Here is a 10,459-nt window from a genome sequence, read left to right as displayed (position 1 = left end):
TGAACGCGGGGTGTGAACATGGCTGCAGCACGGCCGCGACCAGGCCGAGGTGCAGCCGGGCGTCGACGCCCGCGTGCGCGGCCAGGATCCCGATGCCGCCCGCGACGAGGCTGCCGACGCACCACAGGCCGTGCAGCCCGGACATGACCGGCCGCCCCAGGTGCCGCTCCACCGACACCGCGTGCGCGTTCATCACCACGTCGGACATGCCGGCGGTGGCCCCGAACAGCAGCATCGCCGCGAACAGGAAGGCGGGGGCGGGAGCGAGCGCGGGCAGCGCCCCGGCGGCGCACCAGGCCGCGATCAGCAGGCGGGTGGCGCGGCGCTCGCCGATCCGGTGCGCGATGCGGCTCGCGGTCGGCATGCCGATGAACGCGCCCACGGACGGGCAGAGCAGCGCCGCGCCGAGCAGGGTGGGGGACAGGTCGAGCCGGTCCTGGATCCAGGGGATGCGGGTGGCGAGGGTGCCGGCGACGGCGCCGTGCAGGGCGAACACGACCGCGATGGCGCGGTGGGGGGAGTTCATGATCTCAAAAACTAACAGGCAGCCTTCCTGATGAAAAGCGGATCGGGCAGGTTCCCTGCCTACTAGCATGGGGGCCGTGAAGACCGCCGACCCGACGATGGCCCGCGCGATCAACGACCGGCTGGCCCTCGACCTGCTGCTGGAGCGCGGGCCGCTGACCGCGCCGCAGCTGCGGACCCTGACCGGGCTGTCGCGGCCGACGGTGTCCGACCTGATCGAGCGGCTGCGGGCCGGCGGGCTGATCGAGGCGGCGGGGGAGACCGGCGCCGACCGGCGCGGCCCGAACGCCCGCCTCTACGGGCTGGTCGCCGACCGCGCCCACGTCGCCGGGGTCGACCTGCGCCGCGACGCCGTGCACGTCAGCGTCTCCGACATCGCGGGCAACCCGGCGGGATCGGCCTCGCGGCCGCTGCCCCCGTCCCCCGACCTGTGCGCCCTCGTCGCCGACGCGGTGACCGAGGCGGCCGGCGGCCGCGCCCTGCACACGGTCGTGCTGGGGACCCCCGGGCTGATCGACCCGCGCACCGGGCGCGCCACCGACAGCGGCGTCCCCGGCGGCCGGCCCGACCTCGGCGCGGCCCTGCGCGACCGGCTGGGCGCCCCGGTGCTGGTGGAGAACGAGGTCAACCTCGGCGCCATCGCCGAACACCGGGAGGGCGCGGCGGCCGGCCGCGACGACTTCGCGCTGCTCTGGCTGGACGACGGCGTCGGCGGGGCGCTCTTCCTCGACGGGCGGCTGCGGCGCGGCGCGTCGGGCGGCGCGGGCGAGGTGGGCCTGCTGAAGGTCGGCGGCACCGACTTCTGCGCCCTGCTCGACGAGAAGGCCGTCGCGGGTCTCGGCGACGAGGCCATCGCCGGGCGCATCGCCGAGGCGGTGTTCGTGCTCGTCGCCGTCCTGGACCCGGGGCTCGTGGTGCTCGGCGGGGCGCTCGGCCGAGCGGGCGGCGACCGGCTCGCGGGCCTGGTCGCCGCGCACCTGGGCCTCCTCAGCCCGGCCGCCACCGACGTGCGGCCGAGCCGCGTCGAGGGCGACGCCGTGCTGCGCGGCGCGGTGCTCACCGCCCTCGACCTCGTCCGCGACGACGTCTTCGGCTAGGCCGGCCGGGCGCCGCCGGGCCCCGGGCCGCTCACTCCTTCGGCAGGCGCTCGCCCGCCCGGAGCCGGTCCAGGCCGAGCCAGATGAACTCCACGGCCATCTGCTCGGCGCGCTCGCGCGGCGTGTCGGGATGCTCCAGCCACCACGACACCATCGACAGCATCGACCCGTACATCAGCGGGACGAGCAGCCGCGCCCGCCGCTCGTTCACCGCGAGCGCCGCTGGCGACAGCGCCGGGTCGGCGCGGCGGCGGCGCAGCAGCAGGTCGGCGAACGCGGTGCCGAGCCGGTCCCGCAGCTCCCGCAGCTCCAGGCCCACCTCGGGCTTGTCGAGGTGCCGGACCACGAGGGCCCACGCGTCCGGCTCCTCGGTGGCGTAGTCGAACAGCACCCGGATCATCGCCCGGATGCCGTCCGCCGAACCGTGCGCGGCGAGCACGGCCCGGTTCAGCCGGCCGGTGAGCTCGGCCACGATCGCCTCGGTGACCTCGGCGAACAGCTCCTCCTTGGAGGTGAAGTGCTGGTACAGCAGCGCCTTGGACACCTGCGCCTCCGACGCCACGTGCTCCATCTGGGTCAGGTGGTAGCCGCGCCGTCCGAACTCCGCCAGCGCCGCCTGGAGCAGCTGCTCGCGCCGCCGGGCGTGCGGCATGCGCCGCCGCGCGCCCGGCGCCGCCTCCCCCGTGCCGTCCGTCATGTGCCGAGGTACCGTCCGAGCTCGGCGCGGGCCACGCTCCGCACGTGGACCTCGTCCGGGCCGTCCGCGAGGCGCAGCGTGCGCAGCCCGGCCCACATCGCGGCGAGCGGGGTGTCGTCGCTGACGCCGGCGCCGCCGTGCACCTGGATCGCCCGGTCCACCACGTCCAGTGCGACGCGCGGGGCGATCACCTTGATCGCGGCGACCTCGGACCGGGCGGCCTGCACGCCGTGCTCGTCGATCAGCCAGGCGGTCTTGAGGGTGAGCAGCCGGGCCTGCTCGATCGCCATCCGCGACTCGGCGATCTGCTGGCGCACCACGCCCTGCTTGGCCAGCGGCCCGCCGAAGGCGACGCGCGACACCGCGCGCTCGCACATCAGCTCCAGCGCCCGCTCGGCCATCCCGATCGCGCGCATGCAGTGGTGGATGCGGCCGGGGCCGAGGCGGGCCTGCGCGATGGCGAAGCCGCCGCCCTCCTCGCCGACCAGGTTCTCCACCGGGACGCGGACGTCGGTGAAGGTGATCTCGCAGTGGCCGTGCTGGTCCTGGTAGCCGAACACGGGCAGCGGCCGGACGACCTCCACCCCGGGCGCGTCGAGCGGCACGAGCACCATCGACTGCTGCCGGTAGGGGTGGCCCTCGGGGTCCGTCTTGCCCATCACGATCATGATCTTGCAGCGCGGGTCGGCGGAGCCGCTGATCCACCACTTGCGGCCGTTGACGACGTAGTGGTCGCCGTCGCGCTCGATGCGGGTGGAGATGTTGGTGGCGTCCGAGCTCGCCACGTCCGGCTCCGTCATCGCGAACGCGCTGCGGATCTCGCCCCTCAGCAGCGGCGCGAGCCAGCGCTCCTTCTGCTCGGGCGTGCCGAACAGGTGCAGGACCTCCATGTTGCCGGTGTCGGGCGCCGCGCAGTTGATGGCCTCCGGCGCCAGGCTGGGGGAGCGGCCCGTCAGCTCGGCGAGCGAGGCGTAGTCGGTGACCGAGAGGCCGTGCGCGGGGTCCTCGCTGTCGGGAAGGAACAGGTTCCAGAGGCCGCGCCCGCGCGCCTCGGCCTTGAGGTCCTCGACGACCTGCGGGACGTGGTGCTCGCGGCCCGCCGCGCGCAGCTCCGCCCGCTGGGCCGCGTAGACCGGCTCGGCCGGGTAGACGTGGGAGTCCATGAAGTCCTGGAGGCGGCCGAGGTGGTCCCGGGCCCGCTCGCTCAAACCGAAGTCCATTCCGCTAGAGTAACTGACGAGTCAGTTACTTCGGGAGGAGTCCCCCATGGCACCCTTCGACGGCACCGGCAAGGTCGCACTGGTCACGGGCGGGTCCAACGGAATCGGGGCCGCGGTGGCGCGCCGCCTCGCCCGCGAGGGCGCGCGGGTCGTGCTCGCCGACGTCGACGTGGAGGCCGGGGACGCGCTCGCGGAGGAGCTGGACGGCGCGTTCGTCCGCTGCGACGTGCGCGACCCCGCCGACAGCGAGGCCGCCGTCGCGACCGCCGTCGACCGCTTCGGGGGCCTGGACGTGGCGTTCCTCAACGCCGGGGTGGCGGGCGGCGGGGGCGTCGGCGACGACTTCGACCTCGCGGCGTACCGGCGGGCCATGGGGATCAACCTCGACGGCGTCGTGTTCGGCGCGCACGCCGCGCTGCCCGCGCTGCGCGCCCGGGGCGGCGGCGACATCGTGGCCACCGCGAGCATGGCCGCGCTCACGGCGACGCCGTTCGACCCGGTATACGGCGCGAACAAGGCGGCCGTGGTCGGACTGGTCCGCGCCCTCGGCCCCGCGTTCGCCGAGGAGGGCGTCCGCGTGAACGCGCTGTGCCCCTCCTTCGCCGACACGGACATCCTGACCCCGATGAAGGGGCACCTCCAGAAGACGGGCTTCCCGATCCTGGAGGTGGGGGACGTGGTCGAGGCGTTCATGCGGATCCTGGACGCCGGCGGCGCCGGCGAGGCGTGGTACGTGGTGCCGGGCCGCCCGTCCGAGCCGTTCCGCTTCCGCGGCGTCCCCGGCCCCCGCTGAGCATCCGAGAGCTTCCGAGGAGAGTCATGCGCGCGATACAGATCACCGAGTTCGGCGGTCCCGAGGTCCTGACCGTCGCGGAGCTTCCCGAGCCGGCCGCCGGGCCGGGGCACCTGCTCATCGACGTCTCCCGGGCCGGCGTCAACTACGCCGACACCCACCAGGCCGAGAACAGCTACCTCTCGGAGTCCACGCTGCCGATGGTGCCGGGCGGCGAGGTCGTGGGCGCCACGCCCGACGGCCGCCGCGTCGTCGCGCTCGTCGGCAGCGGCGGCTACGCGGAGAAGGCCGTCGCCCCCGAGGCGCTGGCCTGGGACGTCCCGGACGAGATCGACGACGTCACCGCCCTCGGCATGATCGTCCAGGGGGCGTCGGCGTGGGTGCTGCTGCGCCGCAGCGTCCACCTGGAGCCCGGCGAGTCCGTCGTCGTGCACGCCGCCGCGGGCGGGGTCGGGACGATCGCCGTGCAGCTCGCCAAGGCGTGGGGCGCCGGGCGGGTCATCGCGACCGCCTCGTCGGAGCGCAAGCGGCAGCTCGCCCTCGACCTCGGAGCCGACGTCGCGATCGACGCGGGCGTGCCCGACCTCACCCGGGCGCTGATCGAGGCCAACGAGGGCAGGCGCGTCGACACCGTCCTGGAGATGACCGGCGGGACGGTGACCGACCAGAGCCTGCGCGCCCTGGCCCCGTTCGGCCGCCTCGCCTTCTACGGCATGGCGTCGCGCACGGAGCCCTCGCCCGTCCGGCCCGCAACGCTCATGTCGCACTCCACCACGATCTCCGGCATGTGGCTGGCGCACGTCTTCCAGCTCCCCGGCAACGTGATGCGCCAGGCGCTGGACGAGCTGTTCGCCCTCGCCGCGGACGGCGTGGTCCGCGTCGTCGCCGGCGGCGAGTACGGGCTGACCGGGGCGCGGCAGGCCCACGAGGACCTGCGCGCCCGCCGCACCACCGGCAAGCTCGTCCTCGACCCGTCGCGCTGAGCCGCGCCCGCCGCTAGCCGACGAGCCCGTTCTCGTAGGCGTAGACGACGGCCTGGGTGCGGTCGCGCAGCCCGAGCTTGGTCAGCACGTGCCCGACGTGCGTCTTCACCGTCTGCTCGGCCAGCACCAGCTCGGCGGCGATCTCGGCGTTGGACAGGCCGCGGGCCATGAGCCGCAGCACGTCCAGCTCGCGCGGCGTCAGGCCCGCGGTCGCCTTCGGGCTCGGCCGCTGGTGGCGGCGCCGGCGCGCGAAGTCGCCGATCAGCCGGCGGGTGATGGACGGGGCGAGCAGCGCGTCGCCCGCCGCCACCACCCGCACGCCGTTCACCAGGTCCGCCGCCGAGGCGTCCTTCAGCAGGAAGCCGCTGGCCCCCGCGCCGAGCGCCTCGTAGACGTACTCGTCGAGGTCGAAGGTGGTCAGCATGAGCACCTTCGGCCGGGCGCCGGCCGGGTCCGCGTCCGGGTCGGGGGAGCCGGCCAGCTCGGCGGTGGCGGCCAGGCCGTCCATCTCGGGCATCCGGATGTCCATGACGACCACGTCCGGGTCGAGCCGGCGGGCCATCTCCACCGCCTCGCGGCCGTTGCCCGCCTGCCCGATCACCTCGATCCCGGGATCGGAGGACAGCAGCGCCGCGAGCCCGTCGCGGATCATCACCTGGTCGTCGGCGATCAGCACCCGAATCGTCACGGCACAACCCTACGGCCGGGATGCTCCGGCCCGCCCCGGCTAGTCCGGATCGCCATAGGGGAGCTCGGCGACGACCGACCAGCCGGCGTCCTCGCGCGGCCCGGCGTCGAGGCTGCCGCCGAGCATCGTGGCGCGCTCGCGCATGCCGACCAGCCCGTGGCCGCCGCCGTGCGACTCCTCCGGCGTGCTGCGGGCGCCGTCGTCGGTGACCGTCACCGTCAGGGTGTCGTTGCCGTACCGCACCTCGACGTGGACCCGGGAGCCCGGCGCGTACCGGGAGGCGTTGCTCAGCGACTCCTGGACGATCCGGTACGCCGACAGGTCGACCCCGGCGTGCAGGGGGCGCGGCATCCCGACGACGGTGCTCGCGACCGACAGTCCCGAGCGGCGGGCCGCGCCGATCAGGTCGTCCAGCCGTTCCAGGCCGGGCTGGGGGGCGCGCTCGGCGCCCTCGTCGTCGGCGCGCAGGAGCCCGACGACCCGGCGCGTCTCGGTCAGCGCCTCGCGGGCCGCGTCCCGGACGACCTCGAAGGTCTGCCGCGCCGCGTCCGGCAGCTCGGGGATCTTGTAGGGGGCGGCCTCCGCCTGCATCGCGATCACCGACATGTGGTGGGCGACGACGTCGTGCAGCTCGCGGGCGATGCGGGCCCGCTCCTCCAGCACCGCCTGCCGGGCGAGGTCGCGCCGGTGCTGCTCCTCGCGCCACCGCAGCTCCTCCACGGCCGAGTGCCGCCCGCCGACCGCGTCGCCGAAGGTCAGCGTGACCGCCGCGATGCCGGCGAGGATCATGCCGAACCAGCCGGGCATCCCGATCAGCACGGCGGGCGCCAGCACTCCGGCGATGGTCACCGCGCCGACGCCGACGGTGGTCTGCCGGGCGGCGCCGACGCCGACGAAGAACAGGATGATGATGAGGGCGAGGATCGCCGTCACCGGCCACGGCATGAAGCCCTCGCCGTGCCGGACGAAGACCGTCAGCAGCAGCCCGGTCGCCGCGACCCGCCAGGCGGCCAGGGGCCAGCGGGCCGCGAACAGCAGGGGCAACGCCTGCAGCGCGCCGAGGGGCCAGGCCAGCTGGGCGTTGACGTGGTACTGCGTGATGGAGATGGCGATGTCCCCGGCGGTGAAGCCGACGGCCAGCAGCGTCAGGACGATCAGGATCGGGATGCGCAGCGCCGGGTGGGCGGGCAGCAGCGTGACGGCCGGTTCGTCGTGGCCGGGCACGAGGGCGGCGCGGACGCCGGCGGCCAGCCGGGTGCGGCCCGCGGTCGCGGGGCGGTCTGGATCGTTCATTTGGCTGCGAGCCTAGAACGCCCGGCTCCCCGGAGGCCTGACCCGGTGGAGGGAGATCCGATCCAGCCCCTGGGTATCAGGCCCGGGCGGCGCCCGCGGCGGCGGGGAGGGACGGTAAACAGCTATTTCCGATTGACTTTATATGGAATCTGGGCCACGCTGGTGCTCGTGCCGATCACCGGACTCCGCCACGAGCGCCTCCATGTCGACCTGCGCCGCCAGGCCAGCGCGCTGTGTCGCCGCCCGTCCCGCCCAGCGCGACGAGGAATGGCAGCACACCGCTAGGAGAGCGACCGCATGACCGTCACCACGACCGGCCTCACCGTGCCCGCGCCCGAGGGCGCCCCCTTCACGCCCCGGAGCCTCGCCGAACGGGCGCGCGGGCTCGCCGCCGACCCGGGGGAGTGGCTGCTCCGGGTCCGGCTCGACCCGAGAGGGCGCTGGTACGAGCGCGTCCACCAGGACGCCGACCACGAGATCTGGCTGATCAGCTGGCTGCCCGGCCAGTCGACCGGCTTCCACGACCACGGCGACTCCGCGGGCGCGTTCGCGGTCGCCCTCGGGACCCTGGAGGAGCAGCGCGTCACCGCCGCGCGGCGGATCGGGACCGCCCGCGGCGTCGGAGCCGGGCAGGCCCACTCCTTCGGGCCGGGCTACGTCCACGACGTGCGCAACACCTCGGACGCGCCCGCCGTCAGCGTCCACGTCTACTCGCCGCCGCTCAGCGCGATGCGCCGGTACGACGTCGACTCGGGCGGCGGCCTGGTCCGGCTCGCCGACGAGTCCGCCGCCGACTGGTGAGGCCGGCGAGCCCGGGGCCGCCGATCTTGCGGTGATCGCCGGGGCGGCGGAGACTGCGGGAATGACCGACCTGAGCCATCCGATCTTCGCCCGCCTCTATCCGCGGCTGGACGCCGGCTGCGCCAAGGCGGGCGGCGACGCGTGCCGCGCGGAGCTGCTGGCCGGGGCGTCCGGCCGCGTGGTGGAGGTGGGCGCCGGATACGGGGCCAACTTCCCGCACTACCCGCCCGAGGTCACCGAGGTCGTCGCCGTCGAGCCCGAGCCGCGGCTGCGCGCGAAGGCCGCCCACGCGGCCGGCCGCGCGCCGGTCCCGATCACGGTGCGCCCCGGCCTCGCCGAGGACCTCGACCTCGACGACGCGTCGTTCGACGTGGCGGTGGCGTCGCTCGTGCTGTGCTCGGTCCGGGACCCCATCCGGGCGCTGGCCGAGCTGCGGCGCGTCCTCAAGCCGGGCGGCGAGCTGCGCTACTACGAGCACGTGCGGGGCGGCACGCCCGGCAAGGTGCGGTTCCAGCGCTACGCCGACCTGCTGTGGCCGTTCTTCGCCGCCGGCTGCCACGTCACGCGCCCGACGGGCGAGTGGATCGCCGGCAGCGGCTTCACCGTGCGCGCCGAGCGGCGGTTCGAGTTCCCCGAGCCGAGCCGGGCCAACCCGGCCTCGCCGCACGTGCTCGGAATCGCCGTGCGCGACTGACCGGACGCCGCCCGCATAAGGTCCGGCTCCCGGGGAAGATCGGGCTCCATGACGGCAGCGGGCAGCGGACCGAGGCAGGCGGACGAGCACCGCGAGGACGGGACCTCGCACTCCGCGGCGGTGGCGGCGCTGCTGGCGGGAGCGGCGGCCCTCGGCGGATTCCTGTTCGGCTACGACTCCTCAGTGATCAACGGGACGGTCGACGCGCTCAAGAAGGAGTTCGGCCTCGGCGGCTTCGCGGTCGGCTTCGTGGTCTCCGCCGCGCTGCTCGGCTGCGCCGCCGGGGCCTGGTTCGCGGGGCCGCTGAGCGACCGGATCGGCCGGGTGCGGGTGATGCTCATCGCCGCCGGGCTGTTCGTGGTCAGCTCGCTCGGCTCCGCGCTGGCCTTCAGCGCCGTGGACCTCACCGCCTGGCGGCTGGTCGGCGGCCTCGCCATCGGCGCCGCGTCGGTGATCGCGCCCGCCTACATCGCCGAGATCGCCCCGGCCGCGCTGCGCGGCCGGCTCGGCTCGCTGCAGCAGATGGCGATCGTGCTCGGCATCTTCGCCGCCCTCGTGGTCGACTACGTCATCGCGCGGGTGTCCGACGGCGGCGCCACCGGAACGTTCCCCTGGGGCGGCGGCGCGTGGCGGTGGATGTTCGCCAGCGCCATCGTCCCGGCCGTGATGTACGGCGTGATCGCCACCACGATCCCCGAGTCGCCCCGCTACCTGGTCAAGAAGCACGAGACGGCCCGCGCGCGGCAGGTGCTGCGGCGCGTGATGGGCCGCGGCGACGTGGACGTGAAGATCAGCGAGATCGTCCGCTCCATCGCCGCGGACCGGCCCGTCCGGCTCGGCGACCTGCGCGGCGGCCGGTTCGGCCTGATGCCGATCGTGTGGGCCGGGATCCTGCTGTCGGTGTTCCAGCAGTTCGTCGGCATCAACGTGATCTTCTACTACTCCTCCTCGCTGTGGCAGGCCGTCGGGTTCTCCGAGAACGACGCGATGCTCACCTCGGTGATCAACTCGGTCGTCAACGTCGCGTTCACGCTGGTCGCGATCGCGCTCGTCGACCGGATCGGGCGGCGCCCGCTGCTGCTGGCCGGAGCCGCCGGCATGGCGGTCTCCCTCGGCACCCTCACGCTCTGCTTCGCGACCGCCCCCGTGGTGGACGGCGCGCCCGACCTCCGCGGCGTCGCCGGTCCCGTGGCGCTCGTCGCGGCCAACGTGTTCGTCGCCTCCTTCGCGGCGACGTGGGGGCCGGTCGTGTGGGTGATGCTCGGCGAGATGTTCAACAACTTCATCCGGGCCTCCGCCCTGGCCGTCGCCGCCGCCTCGCAGTGGCTGGCCAACTGGGTGGTCACCACGACGTTCCCCGGCATCTCCGGCTTCTCCCTGGGCCTCGCCTACGGCCTCTACACCCTGTTCTCGATCCTGGCGTTCCTGTTCGTGTTCCGCGCGGTCCCCGAGACCAAGGGGCGCGAACTGGAGGACATGGACGACCTCGCCGCCCCGCGAGCCCGCGCGTAAAGGCCGGGCCGCCCGCCCGCCCATCGGTTAGAGTGGCACCATGCCGTACGTGTCCGCAGAGACGACGACGCCGGGTTCCTCCCGGCGCGACGGCGGCATGTCCTGACATTGCACGCGGAAGGGCCCCGGGAGCGATCCCCGGGGCCCTTCCGCCGT

11 protein-coding genes are annotated in these 10,459 nt (G+C 74.7%); 6 read left to right on the top strand and 5 right to left on the bottom strand.

The features are described 5' to 3' along the window. Positions 1–526: MFS transporter (locus ABWI04_RS26675; protein ID WP_353834147.1), on the bottom strand; the 526-nt coding region annotated here is incomplete at its 3' end. Between the two features lie 76 nt (positions 527–602). Between ABWI04_RS26675 and ABWI04_RS26670 the strand changes: the two genes are divergently transcribed. Further along, the gene (locus ABWI04_RS26670) at positions 603–1,622 is read left to right on the top strand and encodes an ROK family transcriptional regulator (RefSeq protein ID WP_353834146.1); all 1,020 of its coding nucleotides are present in this window, start codon (positions 603–605) and stop codon (positions 1,620–1,622) included. Between the two features lie 31 nt (positions 1,623–1,653). On the opposite strand, the gene ABWI04_RS26665 is transcribed toward ABWI04_RS26670, so the two are convergent. Then, a complete protein-coding gene (locus tag ABWI04_RS26665; RefSeq protein WP_345179095.1) occupies positions 1,654–2,319 on the bottom strand; it encodes a TetR/AcrR family transcriptional regulator in 666 nt (221 codons plus the stop codon). Next, positions 2,316–3,539: an acyl-CoA dehydrogenase family protein gene (locus tag ABWI04_RS26660; RefSeq protein ID WP_345179093.1), complete on the bottom strand. Its 1,224-nt coding sequence runs from the start codon at positions 3,537–3,539 to the stop codon at positions 2,316–2,318. Before ABWI04_RS26660 ends, ABWI04_RS26665 begins: the two co-directional genes overlap by 4 nt. Before the next feature lie 46 nt (positions 3,540–3,585). Here ABWI04_RS26660 and ABWI04_RS26655 point away from each other — a divergent pair, with 46 nt between their 5' ends. Further along, on the top strand, positions 3,586–4,332 hold the full coding sequence (locus tag ABWI04_RS26655) for an SDR family oxidoreductase (protein WP_345179092.1): 747 nt from the start codon (positions 3,586–3,588) through the stop codon (positions 4,330–4,332). A gap of 26 nt (positions 4,333–4,358) precedes the next feature. Continuing rightward, positions 4,359–5,315 carry a quinone oxidoreductase family protein gene (locus ABWI04_RS26650; protein ID WP_345179090.1) on the top strand — a complete coding sequence of 319 codons (957 nt, stop codon included), beginning with the start codon at positions 4,359–4,361 and terminating at the stop codon, positions 5,313–5,315. A 13-nt stretch (positions 5,316–5,328) separates the two neighbouring features. Here the strand turns inward: ABWI04_RS26650 and ABWI04_RS26645 are convergent, their stop codons facing one another. Both ABWI04_RS26645 and ABWI04_RS26640 read right to left on the bottom strand, forming a co-directional pair. Further along, the gene (locus ABWI04_RS26645) at positions 5,329–6,003 is read right to left on the bottom strand and encodes a response regulator (RefSeq protein ID WP_179834470.1); all 675 of its coding nucleotides are present in this window, start codon (positions 6,001–6,003) and stop codon (positions 5,329–5,331) included. Positions 6,004–6,042: 39 nt separating this feature from the next. Then, a complete protein-coding gene (locus ABWI04_RS26640) occupies positions 6,043–7,296 on the bottom strand; it encodes a sensor histidine kinase (protein WP_345179089.1) in 1,254 nt (417 codons plus the stop codon). Between the two features lie 297 nt (positions 7,297–7,593). Between ABWI04_RS26640 and ABWI04_RS26635 the strand changes: the two genes are divergently transcribed. The 3 genes from ABWI04_RS26635 to ABWI04_RS26625 all read left to right on the top strand — a co-directional run bounded on the left by ABWI04_RS26635 (position 7,594) and on the right by ABWI04_RS26625 (position 10,303). Next, positions 7,594–8,097 carry a cysteine dioxygenase gene (locus ABWI04_RS26635; protein WP_345179088.1) on the top strand — a complete coding sequence of 168 codons (504 nt, stop codon included), beginning with the start codon at positions 7,594–7,596 and terminating at the stop codon, positions 8,095–8,097. A 61-nt stretch (positions 8,098–8,158) separates the two neighbouring features. After that, positions 8,159–8,791, top strand: coding sequence for a class I SAM-dependent methyltransferase (locus tag ABWI04_RS26630; RefSeq protein ID WP_353834145.1), 633 nt, complete (start codon positions 8,159–8,161; stop codon positions 8,789–8,791). A 48-nt stretch (positions 8,792–8,839) separates the two neighbouring features. Further along, the gene (locus tag ABWI04_RS26625) at positions 8,840–10,303 is read left to right on the top strand and encodes a sugar porter family MFS transporter (protein WP_353834144.1); all 1,464 of its coding nucleotides are present in this window, start codon (positions 8,840–8,842) and stop codon (positions 10,301–10,303) included. Positions 10,304–10,459 lie beyond the last annotated feature (156 nt).

This window comes from Actinomadura sp. NPDC000929 (assembly GCF_040492065.1).
Taxonomy (GTDB): Bacteria; Actinomycetota; Actinomycetes; order Streptosporangiales; family Streptosporangiaceae; genus Spirillospora; species Spirillospora verrucosospora.
This window is presented reverse-complemented; position numbering and strand designations above follow the sequence as displayed.